A 20,749-nucleotide genomic window follows, 5' to 3' on the forward strand; every position below is an offset into this window, starting at 1 on the left:
TGACGAGGCTGTTTACGAATTATTTAAAACAAATCATTTCATTTTTATTTTGTGGAGAACTGATTCTGAAAGACTTATTAATTTATAAAACACTTAAACATTAAAAATATAAGTTATTATTTTCAATGTTTAAGTGTAAGTGTTTCTCCGAAATAAAGAATATTTATGTTATAGAAAAAACAGAATTCTATTTTTACTAAAAATAAACGATAGTACTATTTCGAATTTGTTGTTAAACAAAATAGGACGCATCTGCAAACAGGATTAAACAAATCGAGGGTAAAGATGCGGCGCGCTCGTCTTTTCGTTGAAATATCCATCACTTATGAAAAAAACAACTTTAATAACGGCCGTAGGCCTCACCATTTTATCACAACTTTCCATGGCTCAAAATGAAGTAATATCGTTATGGCCGGAAGGAAAAGTGCCGAACAATAAAACAAATACAATCGAAGAAAAATCCGTCACCACCGACGGGATTTTACGAATAAGCGGCGTTACAATTCCTACAATTGCAGCCTATATAGCTCCAAAAGAAAAAGCAACAGGTGCCGCAGTCATGATCTGTCCTGGTGGCGGATATGGAATTCTTGCTGCCTCGCATGAAGGAAGTGATCTGGCAAAATGGTTTAATGACCGAGGAATTTCTGCCTTCGTTTTGAAATATCGGCTGCCTGACGCGAAAGCAATGGACCATCAACATGAAGCGCCACTTCAGGATGCGATGCAGGCCATGAAAATGATCAGACAAGGTTCGAAAAAATGGAATATTAATGTAGACAAAATCGGAGTGATGGGATTTTCAGCTGGCGGACATTTGGCTGCTACGCTTGCTACGCATTACAATCTGGGAGAAAGGGCATCCGAAGAATCGAAACCTAATTTTTCGATATTGATGTATCCGGTTATTTCTCTGTTGCCAGAACTTGCACACGGAGGTTCGCGGGATAATCTTTTGGGACCTGATAAATCGGAAGAACTTATTAAATATTATTCCAATGAATTGCAGGTAACCGACAAAACACCACCTGCCTTTTTGGTACATTCGATGGACGATTCTGCTGTTCCTGTTGAAAATAGTATAACTTATTATCTGGCATTGAAAAAAGTTAAAGTGCCGGCGGAAATGCACTTATATCCAAAAGGTGGTCATGGTTATGGTATGCGCACGGAAGGAAAAGGATCTCTCGTCAACTGGCCGGACGCTTTGGCGGGATGGCTTAAAGCAAACAGTTATATGAAATAATTAAAAACCGGTACAGATTTTGAAAGAATCTGTACCGGCAATAATTTAATTGAATGCAATAAGCCGTCGCCCACTAACCTCAGCTATCTCAGTTGTGGACATACTTATATTTTTCACAATTCGCTCGTCCCCATTAACAATTTCAATTCTGTAATCTCCATCATTTACGTCTGAGAAATCAAATTTCTGCCCCACTTTTTTCAATCCTTTCGCGATGTATTCCTGATGTAAGATCTTCCCATTCGCATCAATTAATCTGATATTAAGCGAAACCCCTTTCTCTTTTTCAAGAAGAAGATTCATTACCAAAGAGTTTTTTACCCGGTACATACCGACTCGAAAGGATTCGTAATAGTGTCCTTTTTCTGAAAGTTCTAATTGTTCGGCTGAGACAAGATTCGTCAATAAAAGGCCGCAGAGCGTAGCAGCAAAGATTTTCCGGAAGTTTTTCATGGCTTTGAAGATTTATATTGGCTATTTTTTTCACCAATGATGTCTTCACCTCAGGGCATGTTGCAATGAAATTATGAGCGGTTCAAAAAGCGGGTTGAGTGGTTTAGCAATTTTTATTACCCTCCAATCGAAATCATTCTCCGATTTTGTTCATAATCTTCTTTTGCATTCTTTTCAGAAAAATCGATATGCCCGCCGTGTGCAAAATGTTTTTTATTAAAATGGGAATAAATCAGCGATCTGACATCCTCTCCACGTCTGAGTGGCGTAAGCAGATCTGCTTCTGTTGTATCAAAAAGGCAATTTTTTAATTTGCCATCTGCAGTCAGACGGATACGGTTGCAGCCGGAACAAAAGGGGTGAGTGACTGTACCAATAATTCCAAAAGTTCCTTTTCCGCCATTTACCTGGAAATTATGCGCAGTATCGTGCAACTCACCTTCCAGTTTTTCAAAAGTAAATTGGGTACTAATATCCGTAAGTAGATCCTTATAAGATACTATTTTGGACATATCCCATTTATTTCCATTGAAAGGCATAAATTCTATAAAACGGACATGCAGGTTAGGTTCGTCTAACGTAAGCCTGACAAAGTCATTTACTTCTTCATCATTTACTCCGCGCATCACGACCATATTGATCTTAACAACAAAACCCTCAGAAATTAATAATCTGATACTATCCAGTGTTCTGCCAAAGTGATCCCGTTTGGTAATATTTTTAAACGATTGCTCATTCAGAGTATCCAGACTAACGTTCAAGGAATGAACCCCTGCAATTTTAAGATCATCAATAAACTGATCTACAAAAACCGCATTGGTGGTTAAAGTAAGGGATGTGGGTAACAAGCCCAGATTCCGGATAATTTGACTAACATCTTTCCGGATCAACGGTTCACCGCCTGTCAATCTTATTTTTTCAACACCCATATCCACGAAAATACCGGCAAGCGTTTGGATTTCATCTGCTTGCATCAGCCATTTGGAAGGCATGAACTGCATATCTTCCTGCGGCATACAGTAAGTACAACGGAGGTTACACTTGTCTGTCAGCGAGATGCGCAGATAAGTATGTTTTCGACCAAATGTATCCGTAATGGGTTGGGACATTCTATATTTCGTTATTTATTCGTGCTTTTTTCCTTCCATAACACCGAAAACATGCAGGACGTGCGGAAAAAGCGCATCGATATATTCTATCACGCCACCAGTACTTCCTGGCATTGTCAAAACCAAAGTGTCACCAATCAGCCCCGCTACCGAACGCGACAACATGGAGGTTGGTATTCTTTCCTGTCCATATTGCCTGGCTGTTTCTGCTATTCCGGGAATTTCACGGTCAATTAATTCACTGACAGCTTCGGGAGTAACGTCACGGGGCGACAGTCCGGTTCCACCTGTTATCACAATCAGCTGATATGACAAATCGCAAAGACTTTTAATTTTTTCCTGAATAGTAGGTTTATCATCCGGAATGATGCTATAATCATTGACTTTGATGGCCATGGACTCAAATCTTTCGATTATCTTTTTACCCGATTTATCCTCGCCTATTCCTTTGGAAATACTGTCGGAACAAACAATTACCGCGGTCTTCAAATTTTCAGGAATAACTTTTCTGTCACTTTTTCCACCTTTCTTTTCCAACAAACGGATATTCCTGATCTCAACACCTTTATCTATCGGTTTGAGCATATCATAAAGTGTCAGTGCTACGACAGACGCACCGTGCATTGCCTCCACCTCAACGCCGGTTTTATATATCGTTTTAACCGTCAGCTCGATAACAATTGTTAATTCCTCAATCCGGTAAGCTACGGCGGTGTATTCAATCGGTATCGGGTGACAATCGGGCAAGAGATCAGGCGTTTTTTTCACCGCCAAAAATCCGGCGGCCTTCGCCATTTCGAAAACATCTCCTTTCGGAACTGTCCTATTTTGAATGGCAAGTATGGTTTCAGGCTTACTTACCTGAACAATGGCCTGAGCTGTGGCAATTCTTAGCGTATTTGTCTTATGTGTTATGTCAACCATTCGTGTAAAAGCAACGAGAAAATGATAATTTAACTAGTGTGGAAATAGATTAAAACCTCAATAATTTTCCTTCCAGACATAAGAGCCGGACGGGCCAACCAGCTCCTTACCAAAAATTGGAACCTTGGTCTTTATTTCATCCACAATATATTCTGACGCTTCAAAAGCCGCGCGACGGTGCGCAGATGATACGAAGACAAAAAGGCTGATTTCTCCTGTGGGGACTATTCCGAGACTATGATAAATATGCAAACATGTCAGATCGAATTTTGAAAAGGCGTCTTCTCTTATCGCATGAAAAGCTTGTTCAGCCATCTCTTCATAAGCCGAATATTCAATCCCGGTTACCATACCGTCTTCTTTTTCATCAGCACGAATCTGCCCCAGAAATATTGCATGCGCACCAATATTCACCTTGGATTGGTGCTTCGCAATTGCATCAGCAACAAACTGCGGACTAACCGGCCCTTGCATGAATACCTTTTTAGGTTTATGAATCTTCTCCATTATGTCTATTAAACTTTTAGCTTTAATTTACCACCTAAGTAATCGAAGAACATTTAAGTTTATATGTAAAAATGTTTTTGAAAAAGTGTTTTTGTAACAGAGCTTTTTCACTAACCTCAACGTATTTAATAACCTCTATATAAAACGTTTATGTAAAACTTTTACAAAAAAACTTAGGTTTTCTTAGGTTTCTTAAATGGTTGCAAAAATCACCCGCCGGCGAATGGTGGTAACAAAGCAACCTCCGATTGTATTGAAATAAATGTTTGATCGTCGCCGATCTGCTGGTTAACAGCAACTTTGAATTTTTTATCACGCATCTGGGGATATTTCTCCAAGATCAGCTTTTTCAAATCTCCTACTGTCAAACCATCCTTGATTGTCCAGATTTCGTTTGCTTGTCCGGTGATTTCAGCCAGCATACCGAAATATAAAATATTTATGCCCATTGTATTTTGTAATAATCAAAACGGTAATAAATGAACCTCCACCAAATCTCCCGCCTGTACTGTTTGCTGCGAAACGGGCAAATAAATGAGCGCATTCGCAACGGAAAAAGACCTTAATGCAAATGACTCCTGTCCTTCCAGTGACGTCACCTTTCCACCTGAAACAAAAGCCTTCAAAAATTCGTCCCGTTCGCCTTTAAAAGAATACGCATGAGAAATCGGCAACTGATATGCAGGCAAAAAACATTCCATTCTTCCCGACATCAATCTTAAGGCAGGTAATACATATTCATAATAACAAACCAATGAGGACGCAGGATTCCCAGGCAGCGCATAAAAGTTTGTATTTTCGTTTTTAGTAAAAAGTAAAGGTTTACCAGGTTTCTGTCTGATCTTGTAAAAAATTGTCTCAGCACCGATCGTTTCCAAGGCTTTACCAACGTAATCATAATCCCCTACCGATACACCTCCCGTTGCGATTACTACATCGTTTCTTTTCGATAATACCTGCAAACTCTGAATTGTTGCCTGCAAATCATCTTCCGAATAGTATACTTCAACTTCATTAATCCCTTCCTGTTTCAGGGCGGCAACCAACATGGATGAATTTGATTCAAAAACCTGACCGTGGGATAACGTTTCCCCGATTTTCACTAATTCATCGCCTGTTACCAGAATCCCGATTTTAGGTTTACGGTAAACTGAAACCTCCTGAATATTCAACCCGTTCAGGAAACCAACCGTACCTGCTGTGATAAAATTACCTGCCGGAAGCGCAACATCTCCTGCTCTGATCTGCTGTCCTACATTTCTGAGATTTTTATTTTCATGAACCGGATATTCATTTATAGTAACATTTCCATTTTCGACCGAAGTATTTTCCTGCATGATCACGGCCGTTGCACCGTCCGGAACCGGCGCGCCTGTAAAGATTCTGATTGCAGTGCCCGGTTTCAAAAATAGTTTCTCTGCCTTTCCCGCTTTGGATTCGCCGGCAATCGGGAGTGTGGTGTTCCTGTCGATGATGTCTGTGTGCAAAATCGCATACCCATCCATCGAAGATTGCCTGAATGATGGCAAAGAAAACCCCGCGAAAATATCCTTGGCCAGAACATATCCCAGGGCGTCTGAAACACTTCTTGTTTCGATATTCAGCGCAACAGTATTAGCTGTTACACTTCTTTTTGCTTCCTCAACTGTGACCATTTTTCAAGTTTCATGTCAAACAATGCAAGTTACTTATTTAAACATACATGAATGTTCGTTTTTGGAATAGATTTATCGGGATCAAATATTTGACAATTCCTGCCGTTTTAACTCCCGAAATGAATCAAAAGTTAAGGGTAAATTCAGATAATTAACTGAAAAATAATTTTAATTTAAAATTGGCACAGCGATTTACGCTTTGTTAATTACAATTTTAAGAAGAAAAAATTCTGTTTGTGTCTGGCAGTGATTTCCAACGAATATTTTAGAAAATGGGCGTTTAACAAACAAAAAAGGATTGTCACCAGCAAATACAACAAAATTTTATCATCTTCAATTAGTGCTAAATCAAAATTATACAAACTACTGCAAATCAAGTTTTTACCTAAAAATGAAACATTATTAATTCAATAGCGTTATCTTTGCTCCCCGGGAAACCGACTAAATTATGTTGAACGAAACAAAAAATGGATGATTAGAATTATCTTTATTGCCTTCTCAATTGCATCAATGGGGATGTTTTCTCTTAGCAACTTGAAGGTAGAAAAGAAGGAAGTGAAGTCTGAACTAACAATCAATTCAAACCTTCTTGCCATTAATTTTTGTGGCGAAAAGGTGCCTCTTTCGGAAATGCGCATAGCCGAGCGGTACCAGAAAATGATCAGAAACTACGATACCTATGCTTTTCGTAAACTGATGACAAGCGCAGAAAAAAGGATGAAGGTTATTGAACCGATTCTTAAAAAGTACGGAGTGCCATCCGACTTTAAATACATTCCAATCATTGAGAGTGCCATGAATAACCAGGCCACTTCTCACAGAGGAGCAGGCGGATACTGGCAATTAATGCCCGCAACAGCCAAATCACTTGGCTTAACTGTAAACGGAACGGTTGACGACCGTAGACATCTGGTTAAATCCACGCATGCAGCAGGTAAGTATCTGAAAGATCTTCACCGCCAGCTTGGTTCCTGGACACTTGTAGCAGCTGCCTACAATGCGGGACCACAGCACATCCAGAACCGAATGAACTCACAAAATAAAGACGACTATTTTAAGCTTCGGTTAAACTCAGAAACTACTAAATATATTTATAAGATTATTGCCGTCAAAGAATGGTTTTCCAACCCGGAACGAAGCCGGGAATGGGGAAGTGGCGATGTTTTGGAGAAAATGGCACAAATCCGTGAAGAGAAAAAACTTTCGGAATTGAACGGTGATTCGAAACAATTAGCAAGAGCCGCAACTGATTCATAATTCTTTTGGTTATAGTAACGATACAATGCAAGGAAACAGCCGCAATATGCTTTTCTTTGCATTTGTTATGTAAAACAAGCTGTTTAATCAGCAAATCACTCAATAAATTTTTATCCAAATACCGAATTGTAATATGATAAAGGCAGAAATGATCACCGATAAAGGAACTATGCTCATCGAATTTTATGAGAAAGAGACACCTATTGCTGTGAAAAACTTTGTAGATCTTTCTAAAAAAGGATTTTATGACGGACTTACTTTCCATCGCGTAATTAATGATTTCATGATTCAGGGTGGAGATCCTAAGGGAAATGGAAGTGGTGGCCCTGGATACACAATTAAGTGCGAAGTGAAAAGCGAAAAACAATATCACGATCGTGGTGTTTTGTCAATGGCACATGCGGGACGTGATACTGGTGGATCTCAATTCTTCATTTGCCACAGCCGTAATAATACTGCTCATCTTGACGGAAACCATACTTGTTTTGGTAAAGTGATCGAAGGTGTTGACACAGTTGATTTGATTCGTCAGGGAGACAAAATCCAGAAAATCAATATTATTGAAGAAGAAGTTGCTTGATAGTAAAACTTAGTCAAAACAAAGGCGGTCCGGAAAATTTCCGGACCGCCTTTGTTTTGAAACAACTTATACTTTCTACCAAAAGTGGTAATATAAAAACGCGATAATGGCGATCACGATAGATGCCCAGATTATAAAACTGCGATGCGGGATAAACATCGAAGAATCGATCTGCAAACCCTTTTTCTCATCCGGCAGTACCAGACCAAGGATAAACATGACTACAACACAAATTAGGAACACCAAACCCATACGATCAAGGAAAGGAACCTGCGTCCAGTCCATAAACGGAAGATAATTGTTGTGCATTCCCAGAGCGATTACAAATCCACCAACGATCGCAAATAACGCGCCTGCGGAGTTTGTACGTTTCCAGAAAAAGCCCATGATAAAGGAAGCAAAAATCCCCGGTGACAATAAACCTGTCATTTCCTGAATAAACTGAAATCCTCCCTTTTTATCAATTCCCATATAAGGCGATACTACGATGGCAAGAATCATGGCGATAACAACAACCCAGCGACCGATCCAAACCAACTTTTTCTCGTCAGCGTCTTTACCGATATAATTCCTGAAAATATCAAGCGTAAAAATCGTAGAAATACTGTTTGCTTTTCCAGCAAGCGAAGCAACCACCGCCGCTGTCAGGGCTGCGAAAGATAGTCCTTTCAAGCCTGTTGGTAATAAATTTAAAAGAACAGGATATGCCTTGTCTGGATTGATCATTCCATCTTCTCCCAACATTTCTGCCTGAAATAATCCTTTACTGTATAAGGCGTAAGCCGCGATACCCGGTAAAACCACAATAACCGGCATTAATAATTTAAGACCAGCAGCAAACAAAATACCATTACGTGCAGTTTTCAAATCAGCGCCCAAAGCACGTTGCGTGATGTATTGATTACATCCCCAATAGTTCAAATTCACGATCCACATACCGCCCAACAACACGGTTAGCCCTGGAAGTTGCATGTAAAATGGACTGCTTTTTGGAAAAATCATGTGGAAGTGATCGTCATGGTTTTCTCGCATCATTTTCATTCCGCTCATCAGACCATCAATTCCGGTTTGCTCTGAAACAAGATTAATTGCAAGATATGTAGTAGCCAGACCACCGATGACAAGAAAGAATACCTGGATAACGTCCGTAAAACCAATAACCTTCATACCTCCGATCGTAATAATTATCGCGAAAACAGCCAGCGCAATCATACAAAAAGTAAAATCCAGCCCAGAGATCCCCGAAACAGCCAGTGCGCCCAGGTAAAGAATTGAAGTAAGGTTAACGAGAATATAAAGTGCCAGCCAGAAAATAGCCATAATTAAGCTCACCGTTGGATTGTAACGCTGGCTTAAAAATTGTGGCATCGTGTAAATTTTATTTTTCAGATAAATCGGCATGAAGAAAACAGCAACGATAATCAGTGTTGCAGCAGCCATCCATTCATAGGTTGAAATACCCAAACCCATAGAAAAACCATTCCCGGACATCCCGATAAATTGCTCTGCCGAAATGTTGGACGCGATTAGAGAAGCACCAATTGCCCACCAGGTAAGCGATCCTTCTGCAAGAAAAAAGTCTTGCGTAGATTCCGTTGGGGATTTTTTTCGCTGGTAAATCCAGTATCCGTAGCCCGAAACCACGATAAAGTAAAAGAAGAATACTATGTAATCCAGGGTTTGTAACTGTTGCATTTCAAATAGAAAAAATTAGATGAATGGATAAGCGATTTTCTGTTCAGACCGAAAGGTACACTATTTTCAGAAAATAGTGCAAGTAAGAACTCCCCGTGAGCATCTAACTTACAACCTTTATTTTTACAACGCTGCTAAAACAGCTAAACAAGGAGAATAATACCCGATTTTACTCATCATTTTTATGCAATTCCTGAATTCTGAGCGGATTTTGAGGAAGCTTAATTTTACTTTTTGATCTGGATTTTTTTTCAATCTGGAAATAACTTTCTATAAAATCTTCTCCGTTCCTGATTCTGGAAAGCAGTTGCTGTAAACCATCTGGTCCTGCAAACGAAAGCCAAAAGGATACTTCTAACCCGGACGTCATATACGCAAGCATCACATGTTTTGAATTCCCTGCAAAAAATCCTTTCACAGATTCGATGTCTTTCAGTTCGAGAATATTCTGCCCGCCGCCTGTCTGGTAAAGCCACTCATCCATATATTCAAGGTAGCGGCCAATCGAATCAGGATTATTTACAAAGCGCTGATCGAGCATCAAAGCAGTACCTTCATTAAACCATTGCGGAACTTCCATCGTTGTTTTCCACCAACCCAGACGTTTTAATAATTCGACATGACTCATTTCATGGCTAATTACATCAACATTTAATCCTTGTATGTTCAACACAACATATGACTGGCCCCAGGGAGTCCCTAAACTGCAACCGGCCCCTTCGGTACTTTGACAGTATTTTTCATATTCCTTCTGATTTCCACAGAGAATTAATTTGGGTGTTGCTTGTTTTCCAAGCCAAAATGAATCGATCCGGCTTTCCGCTTTTTTGATCACTTTTAAGATATGCGCGCGTTGCCTTATGCCGAGATCGGGACTTGCATACGTATTTTCCCTGATTTTTTCGAAGTCGGAAAAACCAATAGTTTCACAATGAAAGATTTGGGGATAAAGAAAAAAATAGCCCGGAATTACCAGAAATAACCCTACCAGAAGAAATTTGCCAAGTGAGGCAAGACGGGAAAATGGTAATGAGTTGGTTTCCAAATGGGCAATCTTTTTTATAAGTGATTTTAAACACAGCGTCCCTACTATAACGAAACGCTGCGTTTAAAATTCATATTAGTGTTTGAAATGACGAACACCTGTCGTAACCATCGACAAGCCGTTAGCATTACAGAAAGCCACCGAGTCTTTGTCGCGAATAGAACCTCCCGGCTGCACAACAGCTGTAATGCCAGCCTGTGAAGCAATCTCAACACAGTCTGGGAATGGGAAGAAAGCGTCAGAAGCCATCACGGCACCCTGCAAATCAAAACCGAAATGTTTTGCTTTTTCAATAGCCTGGCGTAATGCATCAATACGAGAAGTCTGGCCGGTTCCGCTTGCAAAAAGCTGATTTTCTTTTGCAAGAACGATCGTGTTCGATTTGGTATGTTTACAAACCTTCAAAGCAAACTCCAATGCTTTCAATTCATCAGCCGTTGGCGCTTTTTCAGTAACCGTTGTCATTTGTTCTGCTGTTTCAGTCGCAAGATCCTTATCCTGGACCAATACACCATTTAATATTGTCTTAAACATAATTCCCGGAAGCTCCACGGATTTACGTTTCAATAAATTTCTGTTTTTCTTCGATTTCAACAATTCCAAAGCACCTTCTTCAAAATCCGGCGCGATAAGAATTTCCATGAAAAGTTTGTTCAATTCCTCCGCCGTAGCCAAATCTACCTTGACGTTTGTAATCACCACCCCGCCAAAAGCAGAATCAGGATCACATGCAAGGGCGTTGAGATATGCCTCTTTCGCCGTGCTTGCAGTGGCTACACCACAGGCGTTGGTATGTTTGATAATTGCAAAAGTTGGATCAGAACCTTCAAATTCATCAATCAAACCGATGCAGGCATCTACGTCAACCAGGTTGTTATATGACAAATCTTTTCCGTGAAGTTTGTCAAACATTTGTTCAAGATCGCCGTGAAAAGTTGCACTTTGATGCGGATTTTCGCCATAACGAAGTGTTTGCGCAGGAAGATTTGCAAAGGCAAAAAGAGCGCTGTCTGCCGAAGCATTTTTGCCGAGAAAATAGTTATTAATCGCACCATCATAATGGGAAGAAACACCAAATGCTTCTCCTGCATACCAGCGGCGGTCTTCAAGATCGGTTGCCGCTGATTTTTCAGTCAACAATGTTACAACGCCCTCATACTGTGCGCGAGACGAAACGATCAGCGTATCTTTAAAATTTTTCGCAGTAGCACGAATCAGAGAAATTCCGCCAATATCGATTTTTTCAATAATATCTTCCTCACTTGCCCCGGAAGCAACAGTTTCCTCAAAAGGATATAAGTCAACAACAACCATGTCCAATGCCGGAATATTATACTGAGCTGCCTGCGCAACATCGCCAGCATCATCGCGACGGTAAAGAATTCCTCCCATAATGGCAGGGTGCAAGGTTTTAACTCGTCCACCAAAAATCGAAGGATACCCCGTAAGTTCTTCGGCTGCGGTAACCGGAATATCCAGGTTTTCTATAAAGGTTTGTGTTCCTCCGGTTGAATATAGTTTTACACCATTTTCATGCAAAAGACGAACCAGTGGTTCAAGACCGTCTTTATAATATACCGAGATCAGAGCAGATTGTATTTTTTTTGACATTGGTCAGAATTTGACAGTAAACATTACAGAATTATGAGATTTTCAGGATTATAGAAGCTTTTAAATCGCATCTTTTTTTCCCGGCATCCATTTTATGAAAATAAACCGCAAAGATAGGTGTTAATGATTAATTATTAAGGGTTAATTATTAATGGTCGATGACTAAATTAATCAGTGAGTAAGCTAGGAAAAGCATTTGCTATTTACACCAAAAGAAATTATTTGATTATTCAACATCTATGCAGTTATTACCGTTAATAATTAATCCTCAACAATTAAAAATGAATCTTGACCTGACAGGAAAAACCGCGATTGTTTGTGGAAGTACACAAGGCATTGGCCTTGCTTCTGCTGTTGAATTGGCACTTATGGGGGCAAACGTTACCCTGATGGCCAGAAACGAAGAATCTTTAAGACAAGCTGTTGAATCTCTCGATACTTCGCTAAATCAATTGCATCGTTACATTGTCGCTGATTTTTCGGATAATGAAAATGTGAAAGAAGCCATCGATAATTATTTGAGGTTATGCCCCGAGGTGCATATTCTTGTCAATAATACAGGGGGACCGGCGGGCGGCCCGATCATTGAAGCAGATGCAGACCAGTTTATCAGAACCTTTCAAATGCACCTGGTCAATTATCAGATTCTTACGCAGGCAGTAGTTCCCGGCATGAAAAAGGCAGGATTTGGAAGAATTGTAAATATTATCAGCACCTCCGTCAAACAACCCATTGTTGGACTGGGAGTCTCAAACACGATTCGCGGCGCAGTTGCCAGCTGGTCGAAAACAATGTCTCTGGAATTAGGGTCATTTGGGATTACTTCCAATAATGTTTTACCAGGTTTTACAAAAACCGCTCGTTTGGATGCTGTTCTTGAAATGCGCAGTCAGTCTCAGGGAAAATCAGTTCAGGAAGTATCTGATCAAATGGAAGCGACAATTCCGATAAGAAGATTTAGCGAAGCTAAAGAAGTCGCTGCTGCCGTTGCCTTTTTATGCAGCCCCGCTGCGGGAAGTATCAGCGGAGTCAATCTGCCGGTGGACGGTGGAAAAACAGAAAGTATGTAGAAAACATTATTGGTTAAAAGGGTTTGAAGCTTAATTTCCTGCCCTTTTAACCAGCGCTCTTAATCGATATTAGTCCCTATCGCAAATCTTTTGATTGACTTCTCATCGCCGTATTGAATAAATCCGATTAAACTTCCATCCTCGTACAAACTCCAACTGTTATAAGAAATAACGTTTGGCGAAACTGCCCCGACACTATAACTGGTCAGAAAACCAGGTTTCCCATAGGCATCGGTTTGATCAGCATTTTCGGAAACTACCAGTTCAATAGTATCTGTGAATTTTGTGGTGGAATCGTCAATCGTTACTGTTGCAGTCAGGTATTGATTACTTTTCCGTTTAATATTGATTCTGGCAAAACGTGAATCACCCAAATCCGCTGATGTTGATTCTTTTTTATCCAGATCAATAATCAGATATGAAATATCAAACTCCCCAACAAGTTTTGAAGCATAATCGGGAAATGGATCTCGGTTTTTGCAGGATTGAGATATTAGTAAAATTAAGATCAGCGATAGAAAAAGAAGTTTTTTCATGATAAATTTTCATAGCTATTTGTAACCTTAAAATTACAAATTGAAAGTATTAGTGCAAAGACATAACGTCAAATTTATATGGATGATTACCATGTGTCAACGCCAGCCAAAACCGAACGTCCAAAAAGACCTGGGCATCATGTTGCCGAAAATGCTTCTGTATATACCTGACCTTTCGGAGCAGTCCCGAACACTTCAACACCCACCCGAACCAGAGTGTAGCGGTTTTGAGAAAATCCATTCAGACAGATCAGGAACACTATTGGAGCAAGTTTATATATACTTTATGAATGGAAAAACTGATATTTTTCTATTGCGATCGACTCAGATTAAGTAGATACAATGTGTTTTCAATTAAAGCATGACTTCTCTTCTTTATTTCTTTCTGCTAATCACAACCAGTTTATCGTCATTTCTCGCAGCAACAATGACGCTCTGGCCTTTCAGCTTGATTTCCCGAAGTTTTCGCACTTGTCCTTTTACTTGTAATCCATTCAATGATTTAGCTGTAAAATCACAATTTCCTTTATTGATTAGTACAGTACCAAAATCTGCGTCATATCGTCCCATCTGGATATTAATATTGTAAAAATTACCCATAATCAGTATGTCAGGCAATTTATCTCCGTTGGCATCAATGATCTGAGCGTCATAGTAAGGCGCCCATTGTGCTCTGGATTCTAGTGGTTTCGCAGAGAAATTCCCATTACCGTCATTTACAAAAATGGCATTTTCAAAATAGTTGGCCTCTAAAACGTTGGCCTCTTTCAGCTTGTCTTTCCCAAGAACATCCTCCATTGACGCTTTTGCAAATTGCGTTGCATAAATGTATTTCTTACGAATAAAAGGCATTTGTTTCTCTATTTCCAGCTTTGTCGGAAACAGTGCTTCCTGCGCATTCAGGTAATACGTCAGTATCGGTTCTTTTCTCCCATTGTTATCAAAATCGTTGATATACATTCTGACTGGCTGCTCCCTACTGGCTTTCAAACGGCTGTTTAACCCAAGATTACCGGCAAGAATATCCATATCTCCGTCACCGTCAAAGTCATAAGGCATCACAAAGTTCCACCAGCCTTTGCGGTCGGTGATCATTTTTTTTACAAAAGTTTTGCCGTTATTTTCCATGATGCAAATCCCGTCCCATTCCAGAGCAAGCAATAAATCCTGATCGCCATCTTTATCGACATCTGAAATTTTTGCATTTTTCACATATCCAAGGGACGACAATTCTTTTGCATACTGATCTGTAACGTCAGAAAACTTACCTGTTCCATCATTTTTCAATAAGTAAGATTTCGGAATCTCGCCATAATTCAGAGGCACAGCTCTTGCGCCAATAAATAAATCCGGGATCCCGTCGCCTGTAAAATCAAACGGAACAACGCAGGACGCCGTCACAAAAATATTCGTAAAAGCATCCGTTTTGACTGTCAGATTTCCTTTTCCATCATTTAAATAAACTCTCGGCAATTGATATTCAGAATTATTAGCATACTCATTTCCACCCGTTGCGACGACCAGATCCAAATGCCCATCCTTGTTGATATCCACCCATTGCGCATCCACTTCCTCATAGGTACTGTCACGAAGCAAAGCTGGCTGCATCGATTCTTTGAACAAACCACTTGCCGACTGAATAAATAAATGGTTCTTAAACTTCTTGGACGATCCTACAAAAATATCATCCAGTCCATCATGATTTATGTCGGCTATCGCCAAAGCCGGACCATCAGCGGATACTTCAAAAGGTATGAGCGCATTACGGTCAAATTCGATAAAATTATTCTCTTCATGCCGAATCTCCAATCCCAATTTAGATGCAATATCCTCATAACTATAATCCTTACTGCTTCTGGAAACTTTGAATTCTTCGTAATCAAATACCGGAAGATCTTTACGGTAGGTTAGTTGCAGGGAATCTTTAAGGGCCATTTTCCCCAAAACCTGATACTTGTTATCCGGCCAAATCACCAGCATCGAGTCTACTTCGTTCTTTTTTCCTAAGCCAATGTTAAGAGGAACTTCCATGCTGGACTGAAAGCCGCGAACAGGAAATTTTTCATAACTCTCCACCTTATCCTTCTTAAATACAAGGCATTTTGCTCCGATCGCATTCAAATTTCCCTGCGCGCCTTTTAAATACAATCTGGTAAACTTGTTCCTCAACGGTTTTTTATCCGTTAGGTTTTCGTAGACAAATACCTTTTCATTGATATTATTGGTGATTATATCCAGATCGCCGTCATTGTCAAGATCTGCGTAAACTGCGCCGTTTGAATATGACTCTTTATCATTTTTCACCAAGCCTTCAATATCCTTGAAAGCCAGATTATCCTGATTGGAAAAAAATTTGTTAAGTAATTTTATTTCAGGCAGTTTATCCGCTAGCCTTGGATCATTATCATCTATCTTTTTATTCTTGATACCTTCCTGAACTACATTATCTGATACAAATTTGATATAATCCGTATCATTCATCCGTTTGGGTATTCCATTGGAAATAAAAAGATCCTTCAATCCATCGTTATCAAAATCAGTGAACAGCGGCGACCATGACCAGTCCGTAGCATAAATTCCGGAATAAAGCCCGATTTCGCTGAACGTGCCATTCCCATTATTGAACTGTAAATTATTACGGGCAAATTGGTAATTATAACCCTGCCGGATTTTGTACTTGAAAATACTGTACATATCCTCCCCTTCCGACTTTTTCAAAATCTCATAATTCGAGGGAAGCATGTCGAGCGACACGATTTCAGGTAAGGCATCGCCATTTAAATCCCCAATATCAACGCCCATCGAAAACTGGCTCGTGTGCATGATTGAAGTTTCCATCTCATCTTTAAAGCTTCCGTTTTTCTGATTAATATAGAGATAATCATTTTCATGAAAATCGTTACCGACATACATATCCGGATAGCCATCAAAATTGATGTCACCAATTCCCAGCCCGAGCCCGTAGCCCAAAACAGAACTGTTTATACCGGCCTGTTTTGAAACTTCTACAAATTTTCCGTTTTCATTTTTGAAAAGTTTGTCTCCGGTAAGTGGGTGATAAGTCCCGTCAAAAAGTGCTCGACGACCAAATGTTCCGTTTTGATGAACCGAATGGTTCAATTGGAACATATCCAGATCACCGTCCAGATCATAGTCAAAAAACGCCGCCTGTGTTCCGAAAACGACAAGATCCAAGCCATATTCTTTTGACTTTTCTTCGTAAACCGGAATTCCTTCCTTCGTTATTTCCTTACAAATGAACAGCAGATTATGTCCTTTAACACCTTCAAAATCCCCAACCTGGCTGATATAAATATCCAGCATTCCATCCTGGTTTACATCCACAATGGACACGCCATTAGACCATCCCTTACCGCCTTTGAAATTTGCCTTTTCCGTGATGTCTTCAAATTTCATCCCGGAGCGGTTCAGGAAAATTTTGTTAGATTCCTGATTGGCAGTGAAGCATAAATCAATTAGTCCGTCATTATTCAAATCTCCTGCACCCACACCTCCACCATTGTAGAAATACATATAGTTGAAGATATTAAAGTCTTTTGAAGATTTTAGTGTATTGGAAAAATCGATCCCGGTTTTTTCAGAGGTTAATAATTCAAATGAAAAATCCTGAGTATCTTTCTTTTCCGAACAGGAAAATATAATTACCAAAAGACCAACTACCCAAAATTTAAAAAGCACTTTTTTCATAAAACTCCGAGGTTATCCATTGTTAACCCGAAACAAAACAGGTTTTGAATTATTGATAAGGTTAATTAAATAAGGTTTTCCCCCAATCGTGATCGATGTGATTTGTTTCAGCTCACCGTCGATAGCATAACCGCTTTGCTTACTAAGCATTACATCAAATTTCATATTTCCCTTATTGATCAGAATATTGCCACGGCACGCGTCCAGCGCACCTAGTTGCGGAATAAAATGTGAAAAGTTACCTCCAACGATCAAATCCAGCTTACCATCTTTATTTACATCCTGACTTTCAATCGCATTCAGACAAGAAAACTGCATCTTATCCGGTAAAGGAGTGAGTGTAAAATGACCTTTGCCATCATTTACGGCGATTGCAGATTTTAAATAATTGACAGATCTTTCGTACGTCGAACGCATAAGATCAGATGGAAATAATTCCTGAATCGAGTTATTGGCGTACTCGGAATGTTTGATATTTTGTTTTTTCAAAAACGGAAATTGTGTTGTCAAATCACGTTTAAGTAAAACCGGCATATCGCGTTCATTAACCGTTTTGGTCATTACCTTATCAATATTTCCATTTTTGTTAAAGTCATTAATCCAGATTTTGATCGGAGATTTTTCAGATGCTTTAAGACTAAAATTCTCTCCGATATTCCCCATCACCAGATCCATATCGCCGTCGTTGTCAATATCAGCAACTTTGAGGCTTCCCCAGAAACCACTGTATTGTTCCAGCCCTGAGCTTAATTTCTGAAATTTTCCATTTTTGAATTCAAAAATAGCAGGCGCCATCCAGTCTCCAACAACGATCAATTCCTTTTGCTTATCGCCGTTCACATCAGACCAAAAGGCATCACGCACCATACCTATTTTGGCAAGATCCGGCGCGATTGATTTCCCTACTTCTTTAAAAATTCCCTTTCCGTCATTCTGATATAAATAACTCGTCGGCGTGACTCCATATTCACGGGGCACACTTCTGCTTCCAACAAATATGTCTAGATCGCCGTCATTGTCGTAATCATTAGTCACAATTACGGCCGTATTCATTCCGTTTGGCGGAAGTGCTCTCGTGTTAATTGAGAAGTTGCCTTTTCCATCGTTCAGATATAATCTCGTTGGCAATTCCTGTGTACGCGGTGCCGATTCATTTCCTCCGCTTCCAACAATTAAATCCAGATCACCGTCCTGGTCACAATCAAAAAAAGATGCGGCAGTATCTTCAAAACCCGCGAGGTCATTAAAAACTTTCTGATTTGATTTTTTGAACGTAGCACCTGACTGGAAATAGAGCTGCCCACCCTGCCCCTTTGCACCGCAAATATAAATATCCTCTTTCCCATCTCCGTTCACATCCCCGATCGCAGCCTTCGGGCCCTCCTGAGAGAGCATCATCGGAATATTCCGCTCATTAAAAAAATCGTCATATCGGTCTTCAACATGTGCATCAAAAACGACCGGAGCTTCCGCAACCAAAGAATTAACCTTGCTGGCGCCTGGCGTAAAAATTTTGCTTCCAGCATCTTTGATTGAAAAATGATGAATCGTGTCCGGTGCAGGATTTAGTTTTACAGTAACCCTTCTGTCCGGCCAGATAATTCTGATCGAATCTATTTTTCTAATTTGACCCAGACCAATGGTAATTGGATATTCAGTACTGGATTGAAATCCGCGTGCGGGATTTAGCTGTTTACTGATAATTTCTTTGCCTGCAAATACCTCTGCTTTGGCACCTATGGCAAAAGTATTTTTGCCCTCACCAGCCAGGTTAATTCTGACGAAATGATTTTTATTTTTTTTAGCCTCTGATTTATTTTTATAAACGAAACAAGGTTGGTTCACATTATTTACAATAAGATCCAAATCGCCATCATTGTCCAGATCGGCATAGGCAGCTCCGTTGGAGAATGATTTCTGATCGAGCCCAAATTCTTCACCCTTTTCAGGAAATTTATAATCTCCTTCGTTGTGAAAAAAATTGTTTGAGATTGGCGAAGATGGCATTTTGTCAATAATCTTCTGCATACTTTCCTTTTCGCCAGACATTACCATTTTTTGCACAACCTCATTGGCAAAAAAATCGATAAAATCCTGATCCAGAATATCATGGTAAATTCCATTGCAGACATAAATATCGGTTTTTGAATCATTATCAGCATCAAACATCAGAGCACCCCAACTCCAGTCACTGGCAGCTACGCCGGAATAGTTTGAAATTTCACTGAATGTCCCGTCCTGGTTATTGAATTGCAGACTATTCTGCATGTATTGATTATAAAATCCCTTTTCCTTTTTCAGATTAAATAGATAGTGGTTTTCAAAAGAAGTGGTTGTTTTCAGGCGATATTCGTCGCGGGGAAGCATATCTGTTACAAATAATTCCGGATAACCGTCATTATTAATGTCACCCATGTCAGCGCCCATAGAGGCCAGACTGGTATGTTTTACGCGCTTTTCCAGTTCCTCTGAAAAGGTACCATTTTTATTATTGATGTAGAGATAATCCTTTTCGTAAAAATCGTTGCAGATATAAAGATCCGGATATTGATCTCCGTTAAGATCTCCAACCGTAACACCTAAACCAAAACCGATCAGGCTTCCGTAAATACCCGCTTCCTCACTTACATCGACAAACTTCCCGTTATCGTTTCTCAGCAACTTATCCCCACCGCCTTTCTTTAGAAAATCTTTTACAGGCCAGTCTTTAGCTCTTAATTCACGGTTATTAGCATAATTGAGCGTATTAACCGGAATGAAACTATTATTGAGAATAAAAGCATCCAGGTCTCCATCCAGGTCGTAGTCAAAAAATGCGGCATGGGTTGTATATCCATCCTCATTTAACCCGTATTTTGCAGCAGATTCTGTAAAAGTCAGGTCTCCGTTGTTTATGTATAAAGCATTTTCCTGACTTACCCCTTTTTGATATCCTGCATTACATACATAAATATCCAGCAGACCGTCACTGTTAATATCAACCATAACGACCCCAGTACTCCACTTCATCGCTTCTGAGACGCCTGCTTTTGCAGTAATATCTTCAAACTTGAAATTTCCTTTGTTGAGGTACAATTTATTGTCACCCATGTTAGCAGTGAAATAAATATCCGGTAATCCGTCATTATTAATATCACCAACGGCAACTCCACCTCCATTGTAGAAATTGCGGTAAGTAAAAATGTTAAAATCGTCTCTGTTGGTTACCTTATTCTCAAAATCAATACCAGAGTCCGAAGCGTCTATGAGTTCAAATAAGCCGTCTTTTTTTTGACTTTTATTACATGAGAAAAATATAAATATAATAATCAGAATAGCTCCAAAATTTATGAGTTTGGAAAAGTAGTTCATAG

Annotated in this window: 17 protein-coding genes; 4 read left to right on the forward strand and 13 right to left on the reverse strand. The window is 39.7% G+C overall.

Going from position 1 to position 20,749, the window contains the following annotated elements:
* Positions 1-325: 325 nt before the first annotated feature.
* The gene (locus tag AC1XUO_RS24005; protein ID WP_483332377.1) at positions 326-1,246 is read left to right on the forward strand and encodes an alpha/beta hydrolase; all 921 of its coding nucleotides are present in this window, start codon (positions 326-328) and stop codon (positions 1,244-1,246) included.
* 45 nt (positions 1,247-1,291) lie between these two features.
* Here the strand turns inward: AC1XUO_RS24005 and AC1XUO_RS24010 are convergent, their stop codons facing one another.
* From AC1XUO_RS24010 to AC1XUO_RS24035, 6 genes are all read right to left on the reverse strand, one after another.
* Positions 1,292-1,699 (reverse strand): hypothetical protein, encoded by a 408-nt coding sequence (locus tag AC1XUO_RS24010; protein ID WP_483332378.1) that lies wholly within the window; start codon positions 1,697-1,699, stop codon positions 1,292-1,294.
* Positions 1,700-1,815: 116 nt separating this feature from the next.
* Complete coding sequence (gene moaA, locus AC1XUO_RS24015) at positions 1,816-2,808, reverse strand: GTP 3',8-cyclase MoaA (protein ID WP_483332379.1); 993 nt, start codon at positions 2,806-2,808, stop codon at positions 1,816-1,818.
* 15 nt (positions 2,809-2,823) lie between these two features.
* Positions 2,824-3,732 carry a bifunctional molybdenum cofactor biosynthesis protein MoaC/MoaB gene (gene moaCB / locus AC1XUO_RS24020; RefSeq protein ID WP_483332380.1) on the reverse strand — a complete coding sequence of 303 codons (909 nt, stop codon included), beginning with the start codon at positions 3,730-3,732 and terminating at the stop codon, positions 2,824-2,826.
* Positions 3,733-3,789: 57 nt separating this feature from the next.
* Complete coding sequence (locus AC1XUO_RS24025) at positions 3,790-4,239, reverse strand: molybdenum cofactor biosynthesis protein MoaE (RefSeq protein WP_483332381.1); 450 nt, start codon at positions 4,237-4,239, stop codon at positions 3,790-3,792.
* A gap of 209 nt (positions 4,240-4,448) precedes the next feature.
* A complete protein-coding gene (locus AC1XUO_RS24030; RefSeq protein WP_483332382.1) occupies positions 4,449-4,688 on the reverse strand; it encodes a MoaD/ThiS family protein in 240 nt (79 codons plus the stop codon).
* 15 nt (positions 4,689-4,703) lie between these two features.
* Positions 4,704-5,894 (reverse strand): molybdopterin molybdotransferase MoeA, encoded by a 1,191-nt coding sequence (locus AC1XUO_RS24035; protein ID WP_483332383.1) that lies wholly within the window; start codon positions 5,892-5,894, stop codon positions 4,704-4,706.
* A 471-nt stretch (positions 5,895-6,365) separates the two neighbouring features.
* Here AC1XUO_RS24035 and AC1XUO_RS24040 point away from each other — a divergent pair, with 471 nt between their 5' ends.
* Both AC1XUO_RS24040 and AC1XUO_RS24045 read left to right on the forward strand, forming a co-directional pair.
* Positions 6,366-7,151 carry a lytic transglycosylase domain-containing protein gene (locus tag AC1XUO_RS24040; protein ID WP_483332384.1) on the forward strand — a complete coding sequence of 262 codons (786 nt, stop codon included), beginning with the start codon at positions 6,366-6,368 and terminating at the stop codon, positions 7,149-7,151.
* Positions 7,152-7,284: 133 nt separating this feature from the next.
* Positions 7,285-7,731 carry a peptidylprolyl isomerase gene (locus AC1XUO_RS24045; protein ID WP_235150666.1) on the forward strand — a complete coding sequence of 149 codons (447 nt, stop codon included), beginning with the start codon at positions 7,285-7,287 and terminating at the stop codon, positions 7,729-7,731.
* A 75-nt stretch (positions 7,732-7,806) separates the two neighbouring features.
* Here AC1XUO_RS24045 and AC1XUO_RS24050 read toward each other — a convergent pair whose 3' ends face one another.
* The 3 genes from AC1XUO_RS24050 to purH all read right to left on the reverse strand — a co-directional run bounded on the left by AC1XUO_RS24050 (position 7,807) and on the right by purH (position 12,082).
* Complete coding sequence (locus AC1XUO_RS24050; protein WP_483332385.1) at positions 7,807-9,426, reverse strand: sodium:solute symporter family transporter; 1,620 nt, start codon at positions 9,424-9,426, stop codon at positions 7,807-7,809.
* A gap of 169 nt (positions 9,427-9,595) precedes the next feature.
* Entirely contained in the window at positions 9,596-10,471 is an 876-nt protein-coding gene (locus tag AC1XUO_RS24055) for a hypothetical protein (RefSeq protein ID WP_483332386.1), read from the reverse strand.
* Positions 10,472-10,546: 75 nt separating this feature from the next.
* Entirely contained in the window at positions 10,547-12,082 is a 1,536-nt protein-coding gene (gene purH / locus AC1XUO_RS24060) for a bifunctional phosphoribosylaminoimidazolecarboxamide formyltransferase/IMP cyclohydrolase (protein WP_483332387.1), read from the reverse strand.
* Between the two features lie 281 nt (positions 12,083-12,363).
* Here purH and AC1XUO_RS24065 point away from each other — a divergent pair, with 281 nt between their 5' ends.
* Complete coding sequence (locus tag AC1XUO_RS24065) at positions 12,364-13,152, forward strand: SDR family oxidoreductase (protein WP_483332388.1); 789 nt, start codon at positions 12,364-12,366, stop codon at positions 13,150-13,152.
* Positions 13,153-13,211: 59 nt separating this feature from the next.
* On the opposite strand, the gene AC1XUO_RS24070 is transcribed toward AC1XUO_RS24065, so the two are convergent.
* The 4 genes from AC1XUO_RS24070 to AC1XUO_RS24085 form a co-directional block, all read right to left on the reverse strand.
* On the reverse strand, positions 13,212-13,688 hold the full coding sequence (locus AC1XUO_RS24070; protein ID WP_483332389.1) for a hypothetical protein: 477 nt from the start codon (positions 13,686-13,688) through the stop codon (positions 13,212-13,214).
* Between the two features lie 137 nt (positions 13,689-13,825).
* On the reverse strand, positions 13,826-13,948 hold the full coding sequence (locus AC1XUO_RS24075) for a hypothetical protein (RefSeq protein ID WP_483332390.1): 123 nt from the start codon (positions 13,946-13,948) through the stop codon (positions 13,826-13,828).
* Positions 13,949-14,063: 115 nt separating this feature from the next.
* Entirely contained in the window at positions 14,064-17,396 is a 3,333-nt protein-coding gene (locus tag AC1XUO_RS24080; protein WP_483332391.1) for a VCBS repeat-containing protein, read from the reverse strand.
* A gap of 12 nt (positions 17,397-17,408) precedes the next feature.
* Positions 17,409-20,747 carry a VCBS repeat-containing protein gene (locus tag AC1XUO_RS24085; RefSeq protein ID WP_483332392.1) on the reverse strand — a complete coding sequence of 1,113 codons (3,339 nt, stop codon included), beginning with the start codon at positions 20,745-20,747 and terminating at the stop codon, positions 17,409-17,411.
* Positions 20,748-20,749: the final 2 nt, after the last annotated feature.

This window comes from Dyadobacter sp. HNCC25DJ186 (assembly GCF_056895235.1).